This window comes from Pseudomonas sp. SDO5522_S412, assembly GCF_054071215.1.
Map to the genome: position 1 here is coordinate 1 of NZ_JBSVWQ010000091.1, position 23,205 is coordinate 23,205.

Genomic DNA, 23,205 nt, shown 5'->3' on the forward strand with positions numbered 1-23,205 from the left:
GGTTACTTTTGGGGCGTTTGCCAAAAGTGACCCGCTGTAAGAGCGGAACCATAGGCGGCCGTTACCTAAATAACGGATATACACCCCCCCAAAAAAAATCGCAGTTAAACCTTTCCCCCACCCCACAGGTCTCTGAATTACCCCCCCAGAGCCCCAAGCATGGCCAAATCCCCCAACTTCGCCAAAGACTGGTTCACCGCCAAGGGCTGGAAACCGTTCACCTTCCAAAAAGACGTATGGCACGCAGTCAAGGAAGGCCAGTCGGGACTGCTCCACGCCAGCACCGGCGCCGGGAAAACCTACGCCCTGTGGTTCGCCGCCCTCAACCGCTTCGCCATCACCGAAACCACGCCCCGCAAACGCAAAGCCCCCGCGGAACCGCTGGCCGTCCTGTGGATCACCCCAATGCGCGCCCTGGCCGCCGACACCGCCCGCGCCCTTGAGGCCCCGCTCGAGTCACTGAAAATCCCCTGGACCGTCGGCCTGCGCACCGGCGACACCAGCAGCAGCGAACGCGCCCGCCAAACCCGCCGTCTGCCCACCACCCTGATCACCACCCCGGAAAGCCTCACGCTGATGCTCGCCCGCGCCGACAGCCAGCCCAGCCTGTCGCACCTGCGCATGGTGATAGTGGACGAATGGCACGAACTGATCGGCAACAAACGCGGCGTGCAATTGCAACTGGCCCTCGCCCGCCTGCGGCAATGGCAACCCGAGCTGATTGTGTGGGGCATTTCCGCAACCCTGGGTAATCAGGCCCACGCGTTGGAGGTGTTGATCCCACAAGGCGGCGGGATCAACGTCCAAGGCCAAACCACCAAACAGTTGCGAGTGGACACCCTGTTGCCACCGGTTATCGAGCGCTTTCCGTGGGCCGGCCATATCGGCCTGAAAATGCTCCCGCAAGTGGTGGCCGAAGTTGATGCCAGCAGCAGTTGCCTGGTGTTTACCAACACACGGGCACAATCGGAAATCTGGTACCAGGCCCTGCTCGACGCGCGCCCCGACTGGGCCGGAGTGATTGCCCTGCACCACGGCTCGCTGTCCCGGGAAACCCGGGACTGGGTGGAGCGAGCCCTGAAGGAGGGGCAACTGAAGGCCGTGGTGTGTACGTCGAGCCTGGACCTGGGGGTAGATTTCCTGCCGGTGGAACGGGTACTGCAGATTGGCTCCGCCAAGGGCGTAGCCCGGCTGATGCAGCGCGCAGGGCGCTCCGGCCACGCACCGGGCCGGCCGTCGCGGGTCACGCTGGTGCCAACCCACAGCCTGGAAATGGTGGAAGCCGCTGCCGCGCAGGACGCCATCGCTGAACGGCGCATAGAAGCGCGCCAGTCGCCTCACAAGCCGTTGGATGTGCTGGTGCAGCATCTGGTGAGCATGGCGCTGGGCGGCGGCTTTGTGCCGGATGAGCTGCTGGCGGAGGTGCGCACCGCGTGGGCCTATCGTGACCTGAGCGCAGCAGATTGGGCCTGGGCCCTGGGTTTCGTGCGCCATGGTGGCCTGTCACTGACGGCCTACCCGGATTACCGCCGCGTCGAGCCGGACGAACACGGCATCTGGCGCGTCCCCGACGCACGCCTGGCGCGGCGCCATCGCATGAGCGTGGGTACGATCGTCAGCGACGCCAGCATCCAGCTGAAATTCTGGAGCAAAGGCGGCGGTGGCAAGACCCTGGGCAGTGTCGAGGAAGGCTTTATTGCACGACTGAAGCCAGGGGATGGTTTCCTGTTCGCCGGCCGCTTGCTGGAGTTGGTACGGGTGGAAAACATGACTGCTTATGTGAAGCGCAGCACCGCGAAAAAGGCTGCCGTGCCACGCTGGAACGGCGGGCGCATGCCTCTTTCCAACGAGCTGGCCCAGGCGGTGGTCGAGCGCTTTGATGCGGCTGCCCACGGTCACTATCTCGGCCCGGAGATGCAAGCGGTGCAACCCTTGCTGGAAACCCAACTGCGCTGGTCCGGACTGCCGACCCGCGATCACTTGCTGGCCGAGGCCCTCAAGTCACGGGAAGGCTGGCATCTGTTCCTGTATCCGTTTGCCGGGCGCCAGGTGCATCTGGGGCTGGCGAGCCTGCTGGCCTGGCGCGTCAGCCGGCGGCAGGCGGTGACGTTCTCGATTGCGGTCAATGACTATGGGCTGGAACTGCTGAGTGCCACCGAAGTGGATTGGCCTGAGTTATTGGGCGGCGAACTGCTGAACGCGGATCATCTGCTGGATGACGTGGTAGCCAGCCTGAATGCCGGTGAGCTGGCCCTGCGACGTTTTCGCGAGATCGCGCGGATCGCCGGGCTGGTGTTCGCAGGCTATCCGGGCGCGCCGAAAAGTACGCGTCAGGTCCAGGCTTCCAGCGGTTTGTTCTTTGAGGTATTTAAGCAATATGACCCGCAGAACCTGCTGCTGACCCAGGCCGGGGAAGAAGTCCTGCGGGATGAGCTGGATATTCGTCGCCTGGAAGAGACCTTGCGCCACCTGTCTGGGTTGAAGCTGGACCTGCATCGCATCAAACGGCCTACGCCGTTGGCCTTTCCGCTGCTGGTGGAACGTTTTCGGGAAAGCCTGAGCTCGGAAAAACTCTCGGAGCGGATTGCGCGGATGGTCAAGGATCTGGAAAAAGTCGCCGATAACGGGAAGCCCTGATGCCCGCTCATTACCCGATACATCTGGCGGAAGAAGCGCTGTGGTTGCTCGCGGACAAGGCGGTGTACTGGCCTGCGAGAAAGTGCCTGCTGATCGCCGACGCGCATTTTGGCAAGGCGTCGGCCTATCGCAGCCTGGGCCAGCCAGTGCCACAGGGCACGACGACGGCCAACCTGCAGCGCCTGGACCGGTTGTTGGCGGCTTTCCCCGGCGCGCAGGTGATCTTTCTCGGCGACTTTCTCCACGGCCCCGGCTCTCACGCCAGCGGCACCCTGAACGCCCTGAGAGCCTGGCGTGAGCGTCATGCAGGCGTGGCGCTCACGCTGATTCGCGGCAACCACGACAAACGCGCTGGCGACCCGCCTGGCGATCTGAATATTGAGGTGGTGACCGAACCCTTGCTGATGGGCCCGTTTGCCTTGCAGCACGAGCCCGACGCCCATGCCAGCCACCATGTGCTGGCCGGGCACGTGCATCCGGTGTATCGCCTGCGGGGCAAGGGCCGGCAAAGCTTGCGCCTGCCGTGCTTCCTGATCGGCAACCAAGTCAGCCTGCTACCGGCGTTCGGCGCTTTTACCGGGGGTTATTCAGTGACGCAGGAAGAAGGCAGCCGGATCTTCGTGATCGGAGACCAGGAAGTATGGCCAGTGCGTTGAGCAACTGACCATTGGCGACACGTGCAGGAAATCAGGCCACAGGGGCGGGAGGCGGTTCGTCAGGGAGAGTGGGTTCGCCAGGCTCTTCAGGCTGGTTGGGCCAGGGATCATCGGGACCTGGCTGGCCGGGAATGCCGCCTGCGGCGGGATCGGCCATCAAGGACCAGGCCATCACACCAATCTGGTTGGGTTCAAGCCGGGCGAGTTCGGCGCTGATTCGCGGATCGAGCTTCATAGGGGACTCCTCAAGCGTGGCCCGGCGCGTTGTGCACGCGTCGGGGCAGTACACCCAATAGAGTGCATGCCCGCTGACAAATTCCCTTAGCCTGTAAGACGATTCGATCAAGTGCGTGGGAGAGTGACGCCGCGCTGGCCCTGATACTTGCCGCCACGGTCCTTATAGGACACTTCGCACTCTTCGTCGGATTCGAAGAACAGCATCTGCGCCACGCCTTCGTTGGCGTAGATTTTTGCCGGCAAGGTGGTGGTGTTGGAGAACTCCAGGGTGACGTGCCCTTCCCATTCCGGCTCCAGCGGCGTCACGTTGACGATGATGCCGCAGCGCGCGTAGGTGCTTTTGCCCAGGCAGATAGTCAGGACATTACGCGGGATACGGAAGAATTCGACGGTGCGCGCCAGGGCAAAGGAGTTTGGCGGGATGATGCAGACGTCGCTCTTGACGTCGACGAAGCTTTTTTCGTCGAAGTTTTTCGGATCGACGGTTGCCGAGTTGATGTTGGTGAACACCTTGAACTCATCGGCGCAGCGTACGTCGTAGCCGTAGCTGGAAACCCCGAACGAGATCAGCCGCTCAGCGCCTTCGCCACGCATCTGGCGCTCCACGAAGGGCTCGATCATGCCGTGCTCTTGCGCCATGCGGCGAATCCACTTGTCCGATTTGATGCTCATGGCGGGTGTCCTGAATAGCGAGGTGAAAAAATTCTGTTGGGCATCTTACCGGGGCTGGCCCCGTGGTTCAAAGGGGCGGCTGTTTTTCTTGGCGCCGCGCAGCCCCTGCTGGGCGGGGCGCACCTTCAATTGTGGGGTGTTGGTGCGGTATCAGGGTGCCGCCAGTCACGAAAATAGAGAAACCTTCGGAAATACCATTGGCACGTTCCGGAAAAAGGGTTAAGGTGGCGCCACTGTGCTGCTTGTGTCACTGAGAATCTCTACACGATATGTTGAATTTCGATCCAACCATCTCCAAGAATTTTTCCTGCTCTTTGCACTCAGTCTCGGCCAGGGCTTTTCCTGAGTCGCAGTTAACTTTGTCCAAGGAGATACACCATGTCTAATCGCCAAACTGGTACCGTTAAGTGGTTCAACGATGAAAAAGGCTTCGGCTTCATCACCCCACAATCCGGTGACGACCTGTTCGTTCACTTCAAAGCTATCCAATCCGACGGCTTCAAAAGCCTGAAAGAAGGCCAACAGGTTTCTTTCATCGCTACCCGCGGTCAGAAAGGCATGCAAGCTGAAGAAGTTCAAGTTATCTAACTTGTACTGATTTAGTCGAAAAGCCCCGCCCTCAAAAGCGGGGCTTTTTTGTGCCCGCTCGTTCCTACGCTCTGCGTGGGAATGCCTCTTGTGACGCTCTGCATCACGCTTTGGGACGCGGAGCGTCCTGGGCTGCATTCCCACGCAGAGCGTGGGAACGAGCAAAGAGGGGCTTTTTTTGTGCTCGGGATTTGCCAATCACACGATGTAATTCCATGCACAAAAAAATGTGGGAGCCCACCTATGTGGGAGCCGGGCTTGCCCGCGATAGCATCACCTCGATCTATCAGTTGCACCGAGGTGATGCTATCGCAGGCAAGCCAGCTCCCACACAAGCCCGCTCCCACATTTCATCCTGCGTCGCTTATTGAAACAACGACTCACTCGACAAGCCATTCTTCTCGAGGATCTCGCGCAAGCGCTTGAGGCCCTCGACCTGGATCTGCCGCACCCGCTCACGGGTCAAGCCAATCTCCAGGCCAACATCTTCCAGGGTGCTGCTTTCGTGGCCGCGCAGCCCGAAGCGGCGAATCACCACCTCACGCTGTTTGTCCGTCAGCTCCGAAAGCCACTGGTCGATGCTTTGCGACAGATCGTCGTCCTGCAGCAACTCACATGGGTCCGTAGGACGATCATCGGTCAGGGTGTCCAGCAGGGTTTTATCCGAATCCGGACCCAGCGAGACATCGACGGAAGACACTCGCTCATTGAGACCGAGCATGCGCTTGACCTCTCCCACCGGTTTTTCCAGCAGGTTGGCGATTTCTTCAGGCGAAGGTTCATGATCGAGTTTCTGTGTCAGCTCACGCGCCGCCCGCAGGTAGACGTTGAGCTCCTTGACCACATGGATCGGCAACCGGATCGTACGGGTCTGATTCATGATCGCCCGTTCGATGGTCTGACGAATCCACCAGGTGGCGTAGGTCGAAAAGCGGAAGCCCCGCTCAGGGTCGAACTTTTCCACCGCCCGGATCAGGCCGAGATTGCCTTCCTCGATCAAGTCCAACAGGGACAGCCCACGATTGACGTAGCGTCGGGCGATTTTCACCACCAGTCGCAGGTTGCTCTCAATCATGCGCTTGCGCCCAGCCGGATCGCCCTTTTGCGACAAGCGCGCAAAATGGACTTCTTCTTCGGGAGTGAGCAGAGGGGAAAAGCCGATTTCATTGAGGTACAACTGAGTCGCGTCGAGCGCCCGTGTGTAATCAATGTACTTGTGTTGCTTTAACGCGGTGGAGTTCTTGGATTTGGTGCGAACTGAAGGTACAGCAGGTCCCTCATTCGACATCGATTCCGTATCGATGACAGTCTCCATAAGGAGAACCTCATCGTCGATGTCAAACTCCGGCGCTTCTTTACTGAGAGCCATTGTTATAGTCCTTTGGTGAGTTCGACCTCAAGCTCAAGCGACGCCTTTATCCTTGGCAACGCTGGAGCCTGTTCCTACTACGTGAGGAACAGGCTGTGCAACACATCAACGACGGGGAAGGAATTGCAGCGGATCAACAGGCTTCCCTTGGCGGCGAATCTCAAAGTGCAGTTTCACCCGGTCTGTACCAGTTGACCCCATTTCGGCAATTGTCTGTCCGACTTTGACCTGCTGCCCCTCCCGAACCAACAGCCTGCGGTTGTGACCGTAGGCACTGACGTAGGTATCGCTGTGTTTGATGATGACCAGCTCGCCGTAGCCCCGTAAACCACTCCCGGCGTACACCACTGTCCCATCAGACGCAGCTAAAACAGGCTGTCCCAAATCCCCGGCGATATCAATGCCTTTATTCAAACTACCGTTTGAAGAGAATTTTCCAATAAGGATGCCATTTGAGGGCCATCCCCAGCCGGTCGGTGCGGGCCCCGCCGGCGGCATCGGCGCAGGTGCCGGCTTGCTCGCAACGCTAGGCGCGGCGGTGCCTGCAGGCCGGGTGATGATGGTGGTCTTGCTCGAAGACGACGGCGAAGAAGCCGTGTTTGTGACAACCGCGGTCGGTGTTGAACCGGTTCGTCCATCGAAACGAATGGTCTGACCTGGATGTATCGTGTATGGCACAGGGATGTTGTTACGGGCGGCGAGCGCCTTGTAATCCCAGCCATAACGAAAGGCGATCGAGAACATCGTATCGCCCTTGCGCACGACGTATTGGCCTGTGGTAACGGTAGGTTTCTGCGGTACCGCGTTATTGCGGTCGACCACCCGCGCACCACCGGATGGCGTGCTTGAACAAGCCGCCAGCAAGGAACTCAAGACAAGGCCAATCACCAGTCGCTGAAAGCTTGTTTGACTCATACGCTGTGCAATGACCGTGAGACTCACCCGCCGCTCCCTTTGTGGTGGCTGACTATGAACGCCTGTATCAGGCTTGAAATATGACGCAAGTATAACTGGCCGTTGGGTTTTTACTGGAAACACGACTCTAAAGAAAATTTCATCATGTTTAACTCCGACGGCTGATGATGTGGACTCAACAGACCCCGCTGTAAGACACATACCCGGCAATAGAATTCAGTACGCAGGAATAATTGATCAGGCCAGCGGACCGTTGAGCAGCGGGACAAAACGCACGGCGCCGAGCACATGCCGGGAAAAGCCCTCTTCCTCGCGAATGATCAACATTAATTGTTGCACTTCGCCGGAGCCCACCGGAATCACCAGGCGCCCGCCGGGAGCCAGTTGATCGAGCAAGGCCTGGGGCACGTCGGTCGCCACCGCGGTGACGATAATGCCGTTGTATGGCGCCAGTGCCGGCCAGCCTTCCCAGCCATCACCCCAACGGAACACCACGTTGCGCAGGTTCAACTCCACCAGGCGTTCCTTGGCCCGGTCTTGCAACACCTTGATGCGCTCCACAGAAAACACCCGCTCCACCAGCTGCGACAACACGGCCGTCTGGTAGCCGGAGCCGGTGCCGATTTCCAGCACCTTGTCCAGCGGGCCCGCCGCCAGCAGCAACTCACTCATCCGCGCCACCATATAGGGCTGGGAGATGGTCTGGTTGTGGCCGATGGGCAAGGCTGTGTCTTCATAGGCGCGGTGCGCCAGGGCTTCATCGACAAACAGATGCCGCGGGGTACGCCGGATGACTTCCAGCACCTGGGCATTGGACAGCCCTTCTTCATACAGGCGCTGGATCAATCGCTCGCGGGTGCGCTGGGAGGTCATCCCGATGCCCCGGCGCAGCAGGTCGTCTTGTTCACGAGCCATCAGCGCAGCCCCTCCAGCCAGCCATCGAGGCTACTGAAGGCATCACTGAAGGTGCGATCGAGTTGCAACGGGGTAATCGAGACATAACCTTGCATCACCGCATGAAAGTCCGTGCCCTCGCCACCGTCCTCGGCATCGCCGGCAGCGGCAATCCAGTACCCTTCCCTGCCACGCGGGTCGACCACCTTCAGCGGCGCTGCCGCACGGGCACGGTGGCCGAGGCGGGTCAGCTGGATACCGCGAATGTGGTCCAGGGGCAGATTGGGAATATTGACGTTGAGCACCGTGCGCGGCGGCAGGACCAGGGTGTCATGGGCCTCCACCAGCTTGCGGGCGAAATACGCCGCAGTCGCCAGGTTGTCCAATTGACGGGACGCAAACGAAAAAGCGAACGAGGTCCGACCGAGGAAGCGCCCTTCAAGGGCTGCCGCCACCGTACCGGAATACAGCACGTCGTCACCCAGGTTGGCGCCCAGGTTGATCCCGGAAACCACCAGGTCCGGCTCGCGGTCCAGCAGGCTGTTGATCGCCAGGTGCACGCAGTCGGTCGGCGTGCCATTCACGCTGATAAAGCCGTTGGGCAACGTCTGTGTATGCAACGGACGGTCGAGCGTCAGCGAGCTGCTGGCGCCGCTTTTGTCCTGGTCCGGGGCAACCACCACGCACTCGGCGTAATCCGCCAGCGCAGCATGAAGCGCGGCAAGGCCGGGTGCAGTGACCCCGTCGTCGTTAGATATCAGAATACGCATGGGCTGTCCGTCTGCCCCACCGGCACCAGATCTACAAGCTCGCGCACCAAGACAGTGGCGAAGCATCCAGCCGGCAGGACGAATTCCAATTGCAGAATGTCAGGTTCGGGATAATGCCACGTCAACCCGCCAATGGGCAGTCGAAGAATGCGACGTTCCTGGCTCATGCCGGCATTCACCAGCCAATCCCGCAGTTCGGCTTCACCGTCGGCAATCGCCTGTTCCAGCGCAAAGGTTGCCCCCGCCGCCGGCGAATCACCTTCGCCCCACTGCGGGCCGGTGGGATGCAGGTCGAGGATTGCCAGGCGCGGGTCGCTGCATTCAGCCTCCCCCGCCGGGAAAAAGCTGCGGCTGTCGGTAAACGCCAGCAAGTCACCGACCTGGGCGCGCTGCCAGGAACCGTCGGCCACCCGCGCCGCCAGCACTTTATTGAACAGGAAGCTGCGGGCCGTCGAGAGCAGGCGCGAACGCACATTGCGCTGCTCCGGCAAGGCCTTGCGCGCCGCCCAGTCACGGGCATCGACGACGTTGCCGCCGTTATGGCCGAAACGCTGGGCGCCGAAATAGTTGGGAATGCCTTGCCTGGCGATCAGTTGCAGGCGGGCGTCGATGGCCGCCGCATCCCCGGCAAACTGGGTCAGGCGCAAGGTAAAGCCGTTGGCCGAATGCGCGCCGCGCTGCAGCTTGCGCTTGTGACGGCCGGTCTTGAGGATCTTCAGGGTGTCGTTTTCAGCCGCGCTCAGGTCCGGGTCCGCCTTGCCCGGCAACTGCACGCTGAACCACTGGCGTGTCAGCGCCTGGCGGTCCTTGAGCCCGGCGTAGCTGACGGTACGCAACGGCACGCCCGCCGCCTTGGCAATCCGCCGCGCCGCCTCTTCGGTATTCAGGCCGCGCTTTTCCACCCACAACCACAGGTGTTCACCCTCGCCGGTCAGCGGGATATCCAGCACTTCATCCACCTGGAAGTCTTCAGCGGTGGCCTTCAGAACAGCGCTGCCCAAGGCCTCGCCATAGGCACGCGGGCCCAGCAGTTGCAGATCATTCATGCGCGCAGCAACAAGGCAACGGAGTGCACGGCAATGCCCTCTTCGCGACCGGTAAACCCGAGCTTTTCGGTGGTGGTGGCTTTTACGTTCACTTGATCCAACTCAACTTGAAGATCCGCGGCAATCAGCGCGCGCATCGTTTCGATATGCGGGGCCATCTTGGGCGCCTGGGCGACGATGGTGTTGTCGACGTTGCCGACCTTCCAGCCCTTGGCATGGATCAAGCCGACCACGTGACGCAACAGCACACGACTGTCCGCGCCCTTGAAGGTCGGGTCGGTGTCCGGAAAGTGCTTGCCGATGTCGCCCAACGCGGCTGCGCCGAGCAAGGCATCGCTCAAGGCATGCAGCACCACGTCGCCGTCGGAATGAGCCAGCAACCCGTGGTGGTGCGCGATCCGCACGCCGCCCAGGGTGATGAAATCGCCTTCGGCGAAACGGTGCACATCATAGCCGTGGCCAATACGCATAAAAAAACGCCCCGATTTAATTCAGGGCGTGATTCTACCTACTTTTGCCTCACATTAACCGAGCAAAGCGCGCGCGTGATGGCGTAAGTGGTCTTCGATGAAGCTGGCGATAAAGAAGTAGCTGTGGTCATAGCCCGGTTGCAGGCGCAGCTCCAGCGGATGGTTCGCCGCCCTGGCCGCTTGTTGCAACGCTTCAGGCTTGAGCTGCACCGCGAGGAAATCGTCGCGGTCGCCCTGGTCCACCAGCAATGGCAGCTTTTCCGAGGCTTCGCTGATCAACACGCAGGCATCCCATTCGCGCCATTTCGAGCGCTCTTCGCCGAGGTAGCGGGAGAATGCCTTCTGGCCCCACGGGCAATCCATCGGGTTGTTGATCGGCGAGAACGCCGACACCGACTGATAACGCCCCGGGTTGCGCAAGGCACACACCAGCGCACCATGGCCGCCCATGGAGTGGCCGCTGATCCCGCGTTTGGCCGACGCCGGGAAATGCGCCTCGACCAATGCCGGCAACTCCTGCACCACGTAGTCATGCATCCGATAGTGCTGGGCCCAGGGCTCCTGGGTGGCGTTCAGGTAGAAACCGGCGCCCAGGCCAAAGTCCCAGGCGTTGTCCGGATCACCCGGCACACCGGGGCCGCGCGGGCTGGTGTCCGGCGCAACAATGATCAACCCCAGCTCGGCTGCCATGCGTTGCGCGCCGGCCTTCTGCATGAAGTTCTCATCGGTGCAGGTCAGGCCCGATAGCCAGTACAGCACCGGCAATTTTCCGCCCTGCTCCGCTTGCGGTGGCAGGTACACGGCGAAGGTCATGTCGCAACCCAGCACGTCGGAATGATGCTTGTAGCGTTTATGCCAGCCGCCGAAGCTTTTCTGGCACGACAGGTTTTCCAGACTCATGGCCGACCTCAGAAGTGAATGACGGTGCGGATGCTCTTGCCTTCATGCATCAGGTCAAACGCCTTGTTGATATCTTCCAGGCCCATGGTGTGGGTGATGAACGTATCCAGCGGGATTTCACCGGCCTGGGCCATTTCCACATAGCTTGGCAACTCGCTGCGACCGCGCACGCCGCCGAACGCCGAACCGCGCCAGACGCGGCCGGTGACCAGTTGGAACGGACGGGTCGCGATTTCCTGGCCGGCACCGGCCACACCGATGATCACCGACTCGCCCCAACCTTTGTGGCAGCACTCAAGGGCCGCACGCATCAGTTGGACATTGCCGATGCACTCGAAGGAAAAGTCGACGCCGCCGTCGGTCAAATCGACGATCACGTCCTGGATCGGGCGGTCGTAGTCTTTCGGGTTGATGCAGTCGGTGGCACCCAGCTGCCTGGCGATTTCAAACTTGGCCGGGTTGATGTCGATGGCAATGATGCGGCCGGCCTTGGCTTTCACCGCGCCGATCACCGCCGACAGGCCGATGCCGCCCAGGCCGAAGATGGCCACGGTGTCGCCTGGCTTGACCTTGGCGGTGTTGATCACTGCACCGATACCGGTGGTGACGCCACAGCCCAGCAGGCAGACTTTTTCCAGCGGCGCTTCTTTGGGAATCTTCGCTACGGAGATTTCCGGCAGCACGGTGTATTCGGAGAAGGTCGAAGTGCCCATGTAGTGGAAAATCGGCTGGCCCTTGTAGGAAAAGCGCGAGGTGCCATCTGGCATCAGGCCTTTGCCCTGGGTGGCGCGAATCGCCTGGCAGAGGTTGGTCTTGCCCGACAGGCAGAATTTGCACTTGCCGCATTCCGGGGTGTACAGCGGGATCACGTGGTCGCCCACCGCCACCGAGGTCACGCCTTCGCCGATGGCTTCAACCACGGCGCCGCCTTCGTGGCCGAGGATCGACGGGAAAATGCCTTCCGGGTCCGCGCCCGACAGGGTGTAGGCATCGGTATGGCACACACCGGACGCCACCACCCGCAACAGCACCTCGCCCGCCTTGGGCATGGCCACATCCACTTCAACGATCTCGAGGGGTTTCTTGGCTTCGAAGGCTACGGCCGCGCGGGACTTGATCATCCGGTTTCTCCATCGGGTTAAAAACGTAAGGCCGGCAGTGTAAAACATGCTCATCTGATTAATAATCCAGACAAAAGCAAAACATTATTGCCGCACAGGGACAATCAGCATGCTGGAAAACCGCTGGGAGGGCATCGACGAGTTTGTCGCCGTGGCCGAATGCAGCCAATTCACCGCGGCCGCCGAGCGCCTGGGCGTGTCGTCGTCCCATATCAGCCGCCAGGTCGCGCGACTGGAAGAGCGCCTGCAAACACGCTTGCTGTATCGCAGCACGCGCAAGGTGACATTGACCGAAGCCGGCCAGACCTTCCTGCAACATTGCCAGCGATTGCAGGACGGTCGCGAAGAAGCCTTGCGCGCCGTGGGCGACCTGGCCAGCGAGCCCAAGGGAATGTTGCGCATGACCTGCGCAGTGGCTTACGGCGAGCGTTTTATCGTGCCGCTGGTGACGCGGTTCATGGCGCTTTATCCGCAATTGCGCGTGGACGTGGAATTGACCAACCGCCAGCTGGACCTGGTGCACGAAGGCCTGGACCTGGCGATTCGCCTCGGGCGCCTGGCGGATTCGCGCATGGTTGCCAGCCGCCTCGCACCGCGGCGTATGTACCTGTGCGCGTCACCGTCCTACCTGGCCAGGTACGGGCGGCCACATAGCTTGTCGGAGTTAAGCCGGCATAACTGCCTGATCGGCAGCTCGGATATTTGGCAACTGGCCCAGGACGGGCGCGAATTTTCCCAGCGGGTACAGGGAAACTGGCGCTGCAACAGCGGGCAAGCGGTGCTGGATGCGGCCCTGCAAGGTGTCGGTCTTTGCCAGTTGCCGGACTATTACGTGCTGGAGCATTTGCACAGCGGCGCACTGGTGTCGTTACTCGAAGCCCATCAACCGCCCAACACCGCGGTTTGGGCGCTGTACCCGCAACAACGCCACCTTTCGCCCAAGGTGCGAAAACTGGTGGACTTTCTCAAGGAGGGCCTGGGCAACCATCCCGTCTACCTGCGATAGACAGCTACCGCCCATGCAGCGCCTGAGTGCCGGTAAATAGCCTTTTTTACTGCGTAACCAGGCACCTCCATGATAACCAACGGCCCGCAACTCCAGCGCATCAGTCATTTCGTTCGCAAGGTCCTGGCGGATTTCCCCGTACCTTCGCAAATCGCCGCCCAGTTGATCCGCGAGCGGGTACAGCCCCTCAGCCAGGTCGAGTTCGACCCGGATACCACCCTCCTCGCCACCCTCGAATACAACACCGACAATCCCAATGCGGCCTTCACCGCCGTGGTGATCCAGTCGATGTCGCTGACCGAGGCCATGATCTGCAATGCGCCCCAGCCCCCGGGCGGCATGCTCAATACCACCGGGTTTTCCACCACTGCACCTTATTTCAATATTGTCAGCGAGCTGCCGCGCTTGATGGATAACCGGATTCCGGCAATGTTCAACGAAGAGTTCATCGTCTCGGGCTGGATCCCGCCAAGGCGTTATGAGGCGCTGTATCTGCAAAGCCAGCCCCAGGTTTACGACCCGAGCACGCAGCTGCAGATTTCACCAAAAACCTTCAGGCACATCGTTAACTCAAGCCATTTCGAACAAACCTACGACGAGGCGATCGGCAAGTTCTGGAGCAGCCACCGGGAAAACTACAACACCCTGATGCGCATCGCGTTCACCAAAGCCTATCTGGAACAGTTCCATGAGTTCACCCTGACCGTGGCAGAGAGACAGCTGGCGGCACGGGCGGCGGGAATCGCCATGGACAAGAACCACGACAACCTCACCCTGGAGGATTTCCAGGAGCCCTATCGCCTCGACCCAAACCTGTCCCTGCGGCTATTGCGCGTTCACAACAGCGAATCCACCGACATCCTGACCATCACCGATAACCAAAGCCAGGTGACCCTGCTCTATATCCCGGGCAACTCCTCGCCCTTCCATGGGTTCAATAACCCGGCAGACATGCGCAGTTGGCTGGTGGAAACGGCAAGGGACGCCACTCAACGCAAGGCGCTGACCCAACACTTCGACGAGGACGCCATCGACTCCGGCCTGATCTACAGCGGCGTGGAGGAGGCACTGGTGGGGATGGCGGTGTTTCCGAAGCCGGCAACCTCCCCGGGTTTGTTCAACAGCCTGCGGGCCGATAACTACTGGGATCCCGAGCAGTACATCAATAACCCGATGTATCCGGCACTGGGCAGTAACCCGTTTGAGTTCATCGCCCGGCAGATCAGGGTACGCCTTGCAAAAGTAGCGGCGCGAAGCTTTATTTCGCCCCTGGATACGCTCAAGGCCGACACCCTGGATGCCCTGGAAAAAGCCTGCATCCTGGCGGTTCCCGTGGCACTGGCCATGGGCAACGCACTACTGGCGGAATTTTGCTTCCTGACCTCCGGCGCGACTGAAATGGTGGTGGGTGCCGACGACCTGCTGCGCGGCAAACCCCACGCGAAGGAGCGCATTGTATTCGGCGCCCTTAACGCGCTGCCGGTGGTCGCCCATGGCGTGTCCAAGGGGCTCAAGGGCCTCGAAAGCCTGCGCCCCACCCTGGGCCCGGCAGTACGCCAGGATGCGGGCCGGATCAGCGTCAGCGCCATCAACGAAACCTCCATGGCGGCCAACACCGAGACGCGCACCCTGAGCCCACGGATGACTCCCGGCGGCCTGCAGACCATCCGGATTCACGGCGACCTGTACCTGACCTACAAGACCCCCAATGAATCAGGCTTCTTCGAACTGTTCGTAATGGCTCCCAACGCGCCAAACACGCTGCAATCCACCGGCCTGTATGCCATCCAGAGCGCCGACCTGAAGTGGCGCACGGCCGGGCTGGCCGGCGGAGGCGCATTTCGCAATGCCTGGCAAAGGGTCTACACGCTGTTCGGCGGCCCGCAACACTCGACGTTCTACAGTGCCTACGAGATGCCACCCCCCGCACGCGAGACCGTTTCGGAGATGCTCACCGACACCAGTTCGTTTTCGGAAAACCTTGAACCCGTGGGCAGCGGTGCCCAGCCGGTGAAAGACACCCGCAAGTTGTTTTTCGAGAAAAGAACCAAGCTGTCTGAAGATGCCACGATATTCTTTGCCAACTTGTCGTTTTCACCGATGCGGCCGGTGCTTCCAAGGCTCAGCCTGAATGAATCGCAGCCGACCATCATTCAAAAATTGCTGCACGCCAGCGACGGCCTGGTGATCGGCGAAAGCCATGGAGCCCTGTCGAGCAAGGCGTTCCTGATCAACAACATGCCGCTGTTGGCCAGCGAGGGGGTCAAACGCCTCTATTTCGAGCATCTGCTGACGGATGTACACATGCCCTTGCTCAAGGCGTTCTACCGTACCCGAAGCGCGGTGATGCCCGAGGAACTCAAGGGCTTCCTCAACAACATCTACCCGCCGTTGCGCGACCGGCACTACTCGTTCGTCAACATCGTCACCGCAGCCCGTGACGCCGGGATCAAAATCCAGCCGATCGACTGCACTGTCAGCTACATGCTGCGCGACCTGCCCGACACCGCCGACAACTTGCGCCAGCGCATGATGAACTTCTACGCCACCGAGGTGATTCAATGGATCCAGACCACCAAGCCGCGCCCGGGAAAATGGGTCGCACTGGTGGGTGACAGCCATACCAATACCTACAAAGGGATTCCGGGGATCGCCGAACTCACCGGCAGCATCGGCCTGCGGATCGAGGATGCAGCGGCTGGCGGGCACCTCGGCGTCGAAGTGGACACGGGACGCACCGCCAGCCTGGGCATCGGCAAGGGTGAGGGAACGGTCAAGGCCAACCTGGTCCTGCGGGTGGACCGCGCCAGCTTGCAACGCCCGGCGCAACCGGCGCCCGGCCCCTCCCAGCCCCAGGCCAGGACGCCACAGACGCTGCTGACCAAGCCAGGCCAGTTCATGCTGACCCCGGCCACCGTCACGACACCGGCACACCTTCACTACCGTTCACGGCGAGGCGACGTACGCCATTTCAGGATCGATCAACAGGGCAGCCGATACGCCATCAGCGCGCCCGGTTGGGCCGTGGACGGCAAACCGTTCGACAGCATTCAGGCGCTGGTGGATGAGTTCAAGACCCCGGCCGGGGTTGAACAGATGACGGTGTGAGCGTCAGGAAGACTGGAAAGTCCGACGCTGGCGCAGCCATTCAAGGTCTTCCGGGCGGGTGACCTTGAGGTTGTCGGAACGGCCTTCGATCAGGCGAGGCGCATGCCCGGCCCATTCCATGGCCGAGGCTTCGTCGGTGATGACCACGTCCGAGACCAGGCTGTCGGCCAAGGCCCGGTGCAGCGCGCCAAGGTGGAACATCTGCGGGGTGTAGGCCTGCCAGATCGGCGTGCGATCAACCGTTTCCAACACACGCCCGTGCTTGTCGGCGCGCTTGAGGGTGTCCCGCGCCGGCACGGCCAGCAGCCCACCCACGCTGTCGTCGGCCAGTTCAAAGAGCAACTTGTCCAGGTCATCGCGGCTGAGGTTCGGCCGGGCGGCGTCATGCACCAGCACCCAATCGTCATCGCTGGCGCCCTGGCCGTGCAGGTAAAGCAAGGCATTGAGGACCGAACCCGAGCGTTCTTCGCCGCCGTCAACGCGCACAATGCGTGGGTCGGTGGCGCAAGCCAGGGTCGGCCAGTAAGGGTCATCCATCGCAACGCTGACCACCAGCCCCTTGAGGCCCGGATGATCGAGGAAACAGCCAAGGCTGTGTTCGAGAATAGTGCGCCCACCCAATTGCAAGTACTGCTTGGGACGGTCCGCGGCCATACGGGCACCCACGCCCGCGGCAGGAATCACGGCCCAGAAGGCCGGTGACGAAATGCTCATTGGGCCAACTGGTAGAGGGTTTCGCCCTCCTTGACCATGCCCAACTCATGGCGAGCCCGCTCTTCAACGGTCTCCATGCCTTTTTTCAATTCAAGTACTTCGGCATCGAGCACGCGATTGCGCTCCAGCAACACCTCGTTTTCGGCGTGCTGTGCGGCAATTTGCTGGGTCAGTTCGGTGACCTGCGCCAAGCTGCCATTCCCCACCCAAAGGCGGTACTGCAGGCCAGCCAGCAGCAAGAGCAAGACGAGGAACAACCAATTGGGACTGCGCATCGAATATCGGGTATCCAGTGAAAAAAGACAGCCATGCAAAACTTTTGCAGCAACTGATAGCACGAAGCCTGGAAAAACCAGGCTTGTGCTTGTTAGTCATGAGATTAGCGCCGAAATTCACGCTGCCGTGATTTTTCCGACGTAATCCGCTGACCTTTTACCATTTAACAATCAGCCGCGAAACTCGCTGCGACCGTTGTACTTGGCTTTGCCGCCCAGTTGCTCTTCGATACGCAGCAATTGGTTGTACTTGGAAACGCGATCGGAACGGCACAGGGAACCGGTCTTGATCTGCCCAGCCGAAGTGCCCACGGCCAGGTCGGCAATGGTCGAGTCTTCGGTTTCGCCGGAGCGGTGGGAGATCACGGCGGTGTAGCCCGCAGCCTTGGCCATCTGGATGGCTTCCAGGGTTTCGGTCAGGGTGCCGATCTGGTTGAACTTGATCAGGATCGAGTTGGCGATCTTTTTGTCGATGCCTTCTTTCAGGATCTTGGTGTTGGTCACGAACAGGTCGTCGCCCACCAGTTGGATCTTCTCGCCGATCTTGTCGGTCAACACTTTCCAGCCAGCCCAGTCGGACTCGTCCAGGCCGTCTTCGATCGAGATGATCGGGTAGCGCTCGGTCAGGCCCTTGAGGTAGTCAGCAAAACCTTCCGAGGTGAACACGTGGCCTTCGCCGGACAGGTTGTACTTGCCGTCTTCGTAGAATTCGCTGGCCGCGCAGTCCAGGGCCAGGGTCACGTCGGTGCCCAGCTTGTAGCCAGCGTTGGCCACGGCTTCGGAGATCACTTTCAGTGCGTCTTCGTTGGACGCCAGGTTCGGCGCGAAACCACCTTCGTCACCCACTGCAGTGCTCAGGCCACGGGCCTTCAGCACAGCCTTGAGGTGATGGAAAATCTCGGTGCCCATGCGCAGGCCTTCGGAGAAGGTCTTGGCGCCAACCGGCTGCACCATGAATTCCTGGATGTCGACGTTGTTATCAGCGTGCTCGCCACCGTTGATGATGTTCATCATCGGAACCGGCATCGAGTAGACACCCGGAGTGCCGTTCAGGTTGGCGATGTGGGCGTACAGCGGCAGGTCCTGGTCCTGTGCAGCGGCCTTGGCAGCGGCCAGGGACACGGCGAGGATGGCGTTGGCGCCCAGGCTGCCTTTGTTTTCGGTACCGTCGAGCTTGATCATCGCGTGATCGAGGGCTTTCTGGTCAAGTGGATCCTTGCCCAGCAGCAGGTCGCGGATCGGGCCATTGATGTTGGCCACCGCCTTGAGTACACCCTTGCCCAGGTAACGGCTCTTGTCGCCATCACGCAGTTCCAGTGCTTCGCGGGAACCTGTGGAAGCACCGGACGGCGCGCAGGCGCTGCCGATGATGCCGTTATCGAGAAGCACGTCGGCTTCGACGGTAGGGTTGCCACGGGAGTCGAGAACTTCACGACCTTTGATGTCGACGATTTTTGCCATTGTTGTAAACACTCCAAAGTTGACGAAAACGACGCAGCTGAAGGAAATCTTTTGACCGACCGCAAGGGTGGAACAACGGGCAGGCTTGCAGGCGACAAGGCTCAGGCCTGCGGGCCTGAGCGTAAAGCGAGGGAAAGTCTACCGGAGAAATGGCGCTTACGCGGTCTCTACCGTCGGAAAACTCTTGACCAGGTCGTCCAACTGCTTCAACTGGGCCAGGAATGGCTCCAGCTTGTCCAGGCGCAGGGCGCATGGGCCGTCGCACTTGGCGTTGTCCGGGTCCGGGTGGGCTTCCAGGAACAAACCTGCCAGGGACTGGCTGATGCCGGCCTTGGCCAGGTCCAGTACCTGGGCACGGCGCCCGCCAGCGGAATCGGCGCGACCACCGGGCATTTGCAGCGCGTGGGTCACGTCGAAGAACACTGGGTATTCGAACTGTTTCATGATGCCGAAACCGAGCATGTCCACCACGAGGTTGTTGTAGCCGAAGCTCGAACCACGCTCGCAGAGGATCAACTGGTCGTTACCCGCTTCCACGCACTTGTTCAGGATATGTTTCATTTCCTGAGGCGCGAGGAACTGGGCTTTCTTGATATTGATCACAGCGCCGGTCTTGGCCATCGCGACCACGAGGTCGGTCTGGCGCGACAGGAAGGCCGGCAACTGGATGATGTCGCACACCTCGGCAACCACGGCTGCCTGCTCAGGCTCGTGGACGTCGGTGATGATCGGCACGCCGAAGGCTTGCTTGATGTCCTGGAAGATCCGCATGCCTTCTTCAAGGCCCGGGCCGCGGTAGGAAGTCACGGACGAACGGTTGGCCTTGTCGAAGCTGGCCTTGAACACGTAGGGGATACCGAGTTTCTCGGTCACCTTCACGTACTCTTCACAGACCTGCATCGCCATGTCGCGGCTTTCCAGCACGTTCATGCCGCCGAACAGCACCATGGGCTTGTCGTTGGCAATCTCGATGTCGCCTACGCGAATGATCTTCTGGGCCATCAGGTTTACGCCTTCTTCTGATGTTGCGTCAGTGCTGCTTTAACGAAGCCGCTGAACAACGGGTGACCGTCGCGCGGGGTCGAGGTGAACTCCGGGTGGAACTGGCAAGCCACGAACCATGGATGATCCGGTGCTTCAACCACTTCAACCAGCGCGCCATCACCGGAACGACCGGAGATTTTCAGGCCGGCTTCCATGATTTTCGGCAGCAGGTTGTTGTTCACTTCGTAGCGGTGACGGTGACGCTCGACAATCACGTCCTTGCCGTAGCAATCGTGAACCAAGGACCCCGGCTCCAGCAGGCAATCCTGCGCGCCGAGGCGCATGGTGCCGCCCAGGTCGGAGGCTTCGGTACGGGTTTCGACGGCGCCGGTGGCATCTTCCCACTCGGTGATCAGGCCCACGACCGGATGGCCGCTGGTGCGATCGAACTCGGTGGAGTTGGCGTCTTTCCAGCCCATTACGTTACGGGCGAACTCGATGACCGCCACTTGCATGCCCAGGCAGATACCCAGGTACGGCACCTTGTTCTCACGAGCGTACTGGACGGCAGTGATCTTGCCTTCCACGCCACGCAGACCGAAGCCGCCCGGAACCAGGATGGCGTCAACGCCTTCCAGCAACGCGGTGCCCTGGTTCTCGATGTCTTCGGAGTCGATGTAGCGCAGGTTGACCTTGGTACGGTTGCTGATGCCCGCGTGGCTCATCGCTTCGATCAGCGACTTGTAGGCGTCCAGCAGTTCCATGTACTTGCCGACCATGGCGATGGTGACTTCATGCTCAGGGTTGAGCTTGGCGTCGACCACGGCTTCCCACTCGGACAGATCGGCGCCGCCACACTGCAGGCCGAAGCGCTCGACGACAAAATCATCCAGGCCCTGGGAATGCAGGATGCCCGGGATCTTGTAGATGGTGTCGGCGTCTTCCAGGGCGATTACCGCACGTTCTTCAACGTTGGTGAACTGGGCGATCTTGCGACGGGACGCGATGTCGATCGCGTGGTCGGAGCGGCACACCAGCACGTCCGGCTGCAGGCCGATGGAACGCAGTTCCTTGACCGAGTGCTGGGTAGGCTTGGTTTTGGTTTCGCCGGCGGTGGCGATGTACGGCACCAGCGTCAGGTGCATCAGCATCGCGCGCTTGGCGCCGACTTCGAAACGCAACTGGCGGATGGCTTCGAGGAACGGTTGGGATTCGATGTCACCCACGGTGCCACCGATCTCGACCATCGCCACGTCGGCATCGCCTGCACCCTTGATGATGCGGCGCTTGATTTCGTCGGTGATGTGCGGGATCACCTGGATGGTTGCACCCAGGTAGTCACCACGGCGCTCCTTGCGCAGCACGTGCTCGTAGACACGGCCGGTGGTGAAGTTGTTGTTCTGGGTCATGGTCGTGCGGATGAACCGCTCGTAGTGGCCCAGGTCCAGGTCGGTCTCGGCGCCGTCGTGGGTGACGAACACTTCACCGTGCTGGAACGGGCTCATGGTGCCCGGGTCAACGTTGATGTACGGGTCCAGCTTGAGCATGGTGACCTTAAGTCCCCGCGCCTCCAGGATGGCCGCCAATGAAGCGGAGGCAATGCCTTTCCCCAATGAAGAAACAACACCGCCCGTGACGAATATGTAGCGCGTCATGAAAAACCCTAGAAGTCTGCGTTAAAGCGGTCCGAGCCGCCGGGGAAAGCGAAGGAAGGCCGAAGCCCCCGATCACCTGCATTAATCACAGTGCACCTTTCAAAAAAACCGCCGCGTTGTGACAGACCAGCAATGAAATACCGGTACGTTGATCGCTACACATTTTTTGGAATCGCCCAGCAAAGACTGCTTGGTAATCGGCAACTGCTGCGATTCAGGCGAATCCACAGAAGTTGTATCAAGAAGGGAGCGTAGTCTACCGGAAAGGCTCTATCAGCTCAAACCTTGATCGCAGGTTGGTGGCGCCCAATGTAATTGCCAGCCGGTACCGCCACCCGCCGCAAGCCCCGGCAGGTTGGCCACAGCCAGCAATTGTTGGCCCTGATACAGCAGCGGCAATCTGCCACGGATGAAGCCTGGCACCGCACTTTCGTTAAGCAAGCGCTTCAGGTCGCGCCGGCCCCGGCCTGGCAATTCCATGATTTCACCGCCCTGGCGATAACGGATGCTCAGGGGGCCTTCGGGTGCACTGCCGCTGAAGCGCACTTGGCCGTTACCGGGTAACTGTAGTGGGTTTTGCGGGTGCGGCCAGCTCACCGATGCGTCAGAAAATTCCGACCAACTGGCAGGTAACCACCAGATAAGTCCACCACAACGGTGCAATTGACCGTCGGCCAGGCGCCACAGTGGCTGTGCATCGTGTTTGGCGTCGCGCAAGGTCGCCCAGCCGGTCCAGTGGTCACTGTCGGGCAAGCGTGTCAGCGGTGTCAGCCAGTGCATGAGTGCGTTGCGCTGGCGGGCCTCGGAGAGCGCGGCAAGCGGTTCAAGGGTCAGCGAAGGCAATGCCAGCCAGGGAAACACCGGGTGCTGGCTGGCGGCCAGCAGGTCCATCTGCGCCAGTTCGTCGAGCAAGCCCTGGGCTTCGCTCAAGTGTTCAGCGCTGCGGGCCATGGTGCTGACGGCCTGGGGCCAACGTTCGGTCAACTGCGGGAAAACATGGTGGCGCAGGTAATTGCGGGAGAAACGCGGATCAGCGTTCGACGGGTCTTCGATCCAGGTCAATTGATGTTCACGGGCGTAGGCTTCAAGCTCGGCGCGAGACACATCCAGCAAGGGTCGCACCAGATAGCCATCTGCCAAAGGGCGCTGCGCGGGCATTGCCGCCAGGCCACGCACGCCAGCCCCACGCAACAGCCGAAACAGTAAGGTTTCAGCCTGGTCGTCGCGGTGCTGGCCCGTGATCAGCAACTCCCCCGCCCCGATGACCTCGGCAAACGCCTGATACCGCGCGTCACGGGCCGCGCGCTCCAGGCTTGCACCTTGTTGCACTTGCACGCGGATCACCCGCAAAGGCACGCACAAGGCGTCGCACACGGACTGGCAATGGGCCGGCCACGCATCCGCCGCAGCTTGCAGCCCATGATGAACATGGATAGCGCTGAGTGGCGGGAGCTTGTCGATTTTGGCCAGCGTGGCCAGGAGGTGCAGCAGGACGGTGGAGTCGAGGCCGCCGGAGAAGGCGATATGCCAGGCCGGGGCGTTGCGCCAGGGCGCGACGGCTTGCAGGAGCTTGGCGGTTAACGTGGGCTTCATAGCAAAGTACGCCATCAATCTGGAATGCGATAACCCAGCATACACAAAGCAAATGTGGGAGCGGGGGTGTTCGCGGATGGCGGGTGTCCGTCGCCAAACACACCTAACCAACCCCCACCCTCCCCAACCAACCC

The 23,205-nt window shown here is 60.8% G+C and carries 21 protein-coding genes; 5 read left to right on the forward strand and 16 right to left on the reverse strand.

The window, feature by feature from the left end:
- Positions 1-159: 159 nt before the first annotated feature.
- Entirely contained in the window at positions 160-2,637 is a 2,478-nt protein-coding gene (locus ACW9I6_RS18530; protein ID WP_457339642.1) for a ligase-associated DNA damage response DEXH box helicase, read from the forward strand.
- Entirely contained in the window at positions 2,637-3,293 is a 657-nt protein-coding gene (pdeM, locus tag ACW9I6_RS18535) for a ligase-associated DNA damage response endonuclease PdeM (protein ID WP_003219271.1), read from the forward strand. The genes ACW9I6_RS18530 and pdeM overlap by 1 nt, the downstream gene beginning before the upstream one ends.
- A 31-nt stretch (positions 3,294-3,324) precedes the next feature.
- Here the strand turns inward: pdeM and ACW9I6_RS18540 are convergent, their stop codons facing one another.
- Both ACW9I6_RS18540 and dcd read right to left on the reverse strand, forming a co-directional pair.
- Positions 3,325-3,528 carry a hypothetical protein gene (locus tag ACW9I6_RS18540; protein ID WP_003219272.1) on the reverse strand — a complete coding sequence of 68 codons (204 nt, stop codon included), beginning with the start codon at positions 3,526-3,528 and terminating at the stop codon, positions 3,325-3,327.
- Between the two features lie 107 nt (positions 3,529-3,635).
- Complete coding sequence (gene dcd, locus ACW9I6_RS18545) at positions 3,636-4,202, reverse strand: dCTP deaminase (protein WP_003219273.1); 567 nt, start codon at positions 4,200-4,202, stop codon at positions 3,636-3,638.
- Positions 4,203-4,580: 378 nt separating this feature from the next.
- On the opposite strand from dcd, the gene ACW9I6_RS18550 reads away from it, so the two are divergent.
- Entirely contained in the window at positions 4,581-4,790 is a 210-nt protein-coding gene (locus ACW9I6_RS18550) for a cold-shock protein (RefSeq protein ID WP_002554837.1), read from the forward strand.
- 364 nt (positions 4,791-5,154) lie between these two features.
- Here the strand turns inward: ACW9I6_RS18550 and rpoS are convergent, their stop codons facing one another.
- From rpoS to ACW9I6_RS18590, 8 genes are all read right to left on the reverse strand, one after another.
- Positions 5,155-6,159, reverse strand: a complete 1,005-nt coding sequence (gene rpoS, locus ACW9I6_RS18555) for an RNA polymerase sigma factor RpoS (RefSeq protein ID WP_003219274.1) — start codon at positions 6,157-6,159, stop codon at positions 5,155-5,157.
- Positions 6,160-6,264: 105 nt separating this feature from the next.
- On the reverse strand, positions 6,265-7,101 hold the full coding sequence (locus ACW9I6_RS18560; protein ID WP_032898924.1) for a peptidoglycan DD-metalloendopeptidase family protein: 837 nt from the start codon (positions 7,099-7,101) through the stop codon (positions 6,265-6,267).
- Between the two features lie 210 nt (positions 7,102-7,311).
- Positions 7,312-7,947: a protein-L-isoaspartate(D-aspartate) O-methyltransferase gene (locus tag ACW9I6_RS18565; protein WP_010176736.1), complete on the reverse strand. Its 636-nt coding sequence runs from the start codon at positions 7,945-7,947 to the stop codon at positions 7,312-7,314.
- A gap of 41 nt (positions 7,948-7,988) precedes the next feature.
- Positions 7,989-8,738, reverse strand: a complete 750-nt coding sequence (surE, locus tag ACW9I6_RS18570; RefSeq protein WP_003219278.1) for a 5'/3'-nucleotidase SurE — start codon at positions 8,736-8,738, stop codon at positions 7,989-7,991.
- Complete coding sequence (truD, locus tag ACW9I6_RS18575) at positions 8,726-9,784, reverse strand: tRNA pseudouridine(13) synthase TruD (RefSeq protein ID WP_003219280.1); 1,059 nt, start codon at positions 9,782-9,784, stop codon at positions 8,726-8,728. The genes surE and truD overlap by 13 nt, the downstream gene beginning before the upstream one ends.
- Positions 9,781-10,254, reverse strand: coding sequence for a 2-C-methyl-D-erythritol 2,4-cyclodiphosphate synthase (ispF, locus tag ACW9I6_RS18580; RefSeq protein ID WP_003219282.1), 474 nt, complete (start codon positions 10,252-10,254; stop codon positions 9,781-9,783). The genes truD and ispF overlap by 4 nt, the downstream gene beginning before the upstream one ends.
- A gap of 54 nt (positions 10,255-10,308) precedes the next feature.
- The gene (fghA, locus tag ACW9I6_RS18585; protein ID WP_003219284.1) at positions 10,309-11,154 is read right to left on the reverse strand and encodes an S-formylglutathione hydrolase; all 846 of its coding nucleotides are present in this window, start codon (positions 11,152-11,154) and stop codon (positions 10,309-10,311) included.
- Between the two features lie 8 nt (positions 11,155-11,162).
- The gene (locus tag ACW9I6_RS18590) at positions 11,163-12,275 is read right to left on the reverse strand and encodes an S-(hydroxymethyl)glutathione dehydrogenase/class III alcohol dehydrogenase (protein WP_008432216.1); all 1,113 of its coding nucleotides are present in this window, start codon (positions 12,273-12,275) and stop codon (positions 11,163-11,165) included.
- 109 nt (positions 12,276-12,384) lie between these two features.
- Between ACW9I6_RS18590 and ACW9I6_RS18595 the strand changes: the two genes are divergently transcribed.
- On the forward strand, positions 12,385-13,281 hold the full coding sequence (locus tag ACW9I6_RS18595; protein ID WP_003219287.1) for a LysR substrate-binding domain-containing protein: 897 nt from the start codon (positions 12,385-12,387) through the stop codon (positions 13,279-13,281).
- A gap of 69 nt (positions 13,282-13,350) precedes the next feature.
- Positions 13,351-16,389: a dermonecrotic toxin domain-containing protein gene (locus ACW9I6_RS18600; RefSeq protein ID WP_457339643.1), complete on the forward strand. Its 3,039-nt coding sequence runs from the start codon at positions 13,351-13,353 to the stop codon at positions 16,387-16,389.
- Positions 16,390-16,392: 3 nt separating this feature from the next.
- Here the strand turns inward: ACW9I6_RS18600 and ispD are convergent, their stop codons facing one another.
- From ispD to tilS, 6 genes are all read right to left on the reverse strand, one after another.
- The gene (gene ispD / locus ACW9I6_RS18605) at positions 16,393-17,103 is read right to left on the reverse strand and encodes a 2-C-methyl-D-erythritol 4-phosphate cytidylyltransferase (RefSeq protein ID WP_003219291.1); all 711 of its coding nucleotides are present in this window, start codon (positions 17,101-17,103) and stop codon (positions 16,393-16,395) included.
- Positions 17,100-17,378, reverse strand: coding sequence for a cell division protein FtsB (gene ftsB / locus ACW9I6_RS18610; protein WP_003219292.1), 279 nt, complete (start codon positions 17,376-17,378; stop codon positions 17,100-17,102). The genes ispD and ftsB overlap by 4 nt, the downstream gene beginning before the upstream one ends.
- Positions 17,379-17,549: 171 nt before the next feature.
- Complete coding sequence (gene eno, locus ACW9I6_RS18615) at positions 17,550-18,839, reverse strand: phosphopyruvate hydratase (protein WP_003219294.1); 1,290 nt, start codon at positions 18,837-18,839, stop codon at positions 17,550-17,552.
- Between the two features lie 156 nt (positions 18,840-18,995).
- On the reverse strand, positions 18,996-19,841 hold the full coding sequence (gene kdsA, locus ACW9I6_RS18620; RefSeq protein ID WP_003219295.1) for a 3-deoxy-8-phosphooctulonate synthase: 846 nt from the start codon (positions 19,839-19,841) through the stop codon (positions 18,996-18,998).
- Positions 19,842-19,846: 5 nt separating this feature from the next.
- Complete coding sequence (locus ACW9I6_RS18625) at positions 19,847-21,478, reverse strand: CTP synthase (protein WP_003219298.1); 1,632 nt, start codon at positions 21,476-21,478, stop codon at positions 19,847-19,849.
- Between the two features lie 273 nt (positions 21,479-21,751).
- Positions 21,752-23,071, reverse strand: a complete 1,320-nt coding sequence (tilS, locus tag ACW9I6_RS18630) for a tRNA lysidine(34) synthetase TilS (protein WP_457339644.1) — start codon at positions 23,069-23,071, stop codon at positions 21,752-21,754.
- Positions 23,072-23,205: the final 134 nt, after the last annotated feature.

Excerpts from the sequence above, each read along its gene's own strand:
- ACW9I6_RS18530 (WP_457339642.1), top strand. The coding sequence starts at position 160 with ATGGCCAAATCCCCCAACTTCGCCAAAGACTGGTTCACCGCCAAGGGC.
- pdeM (WP_003219271.1), top strand. The coding sequence starts at position 2,637 with ATGCCCGCTCATTACCCGATACATCTGGCGGAAGAAGCGCTGTGGTTG.
- ACW9I6_RS18540 (WP_003219272.1), bottom strand. The coding sequence starts at position 3,528 with ATGAAGCTCGATCCGCGAATCAGCGCCGAACTCGCCCGGCTTGAACCC.
- dcd (WP_003219273.1), bottom strand. The coding sequence starts at position 4,202 with ATGAGCATCAAATCGGACAAGTGGATTCGCCGCATGGCGCAAGAGCAC.
- ACW9I6_RS18550 (WP_002554837.1), top strand. The coding sequence starts at position 4,581 with ATGTCTAATCGCCAAACTGGTACCGTTAAGTGGTTCAACGATGAAAAA.
- rpoS (WP_003219274.1), bottom strand. The coding sequence starts at position 6,159 with ATGGCTCTCAGTAAAGAAGCGCCGGAGTTTGACATCGACGATGAGGTT.
- ACW9I6_RS18565 (WP_010176736.1), bottom strand. The coding sequence starts at position 7,947 with ATGACCTCCCAGCGCACCCGCGAGCGATTGATCCAGCGCCTGTATGAA.
- surE (WP_003219278.1), bottom strand. The coding sequence starts at position 8,738 with ATGCGTATTCTGATATCTAACGACGACGGGGTCACTGCACCCGGCCTT.
- truD (WP_003219280.1), bottom strand. The coding sequence starts at position 9,784 with ATGAATGATCTGCAACTGCTGGGCCCGCGTGCCTATGGCGAGGCCTTG.
- ispF (WP_003219282.1), bottom strand. The coding sequence starts at position 10,254 with ATGCGTATTGGCCACGGCTATGATGTGCACCGTTTCGCCGAAGGCGAT.
- fghA (WP_003219284.1), bottom strand. The coding sequence starts at position 11,154 with ATGAGTCTGGAAAACCTGTCGTGCCAGAAAAGCTTCGGCGGCTGGCAT.
- ACW9I6_RS18590 (WP_008432216.1), bottom strand. The coding sequence starts at position 12,275 with ATGATCAAGTCCCGCGCGGCCGTAGCCTTCGAAGCCAAGAAACCCCTC.
- ACW9I6_RS18595 (WP_003219287.1), top strand. The coding sequence starts at position 12,385 with ATGCTGGAAAACCGCTGGGAGGGCATCGACGAGTTTGTCGCCGTGGCC.
- ACW9I6_RS18600 (WP_457339643.1), top strand. The coding sequence starts at position 13,351 with ATGATAACCAACGGCCCGCAACTCCAGCGCATCAGTCATTTCGTTCGC.
- ispD (WP_003219291.1), bottom strand. The coding sequence starts at position 17,103 with ATGAGCATTTCGTCACCGGCCTTCTGGGCCGTGATTCCTGCCGCGGGC.
- ftsB (WP_003219292.1), bottom strand. The coding sequence starts at position 17,378 with ATGCGCAGTCCCAATTGGTTGTTCCTCGTCTTGCTCTTGCTGCTGGCT.
- eno (WP_003219294.1), bottom strand. The coding sequence starts at position 18,839 with ATGGCAAAAATCGTCGACATCAAAGGTCGTGAAGTTCTCGACTCCCGT.
- kdsA (WP_003219295.1), bottom strand. The coding sequence starts at position 19,841 with ATGGCCCAGAAGATCATTCGCGTAGGCGACATCGAGATTGCCAACGAC.
- ACW9I6_RS18625 (WP_003219298.1), bottom strand. The coding sequence starts at position 21,478 with ATGACGCGCTACATATTCGTCACGGGCGGTGTTGTTTCTTCATTGGGG.
- tilS (WP_457339644.1), bottom strand. The coding sequence starts at position 23,071 with ATGAAGCCCACGTTAACCGCCAAGCTCCTGCAAGCCGTCGCGCCCTGG.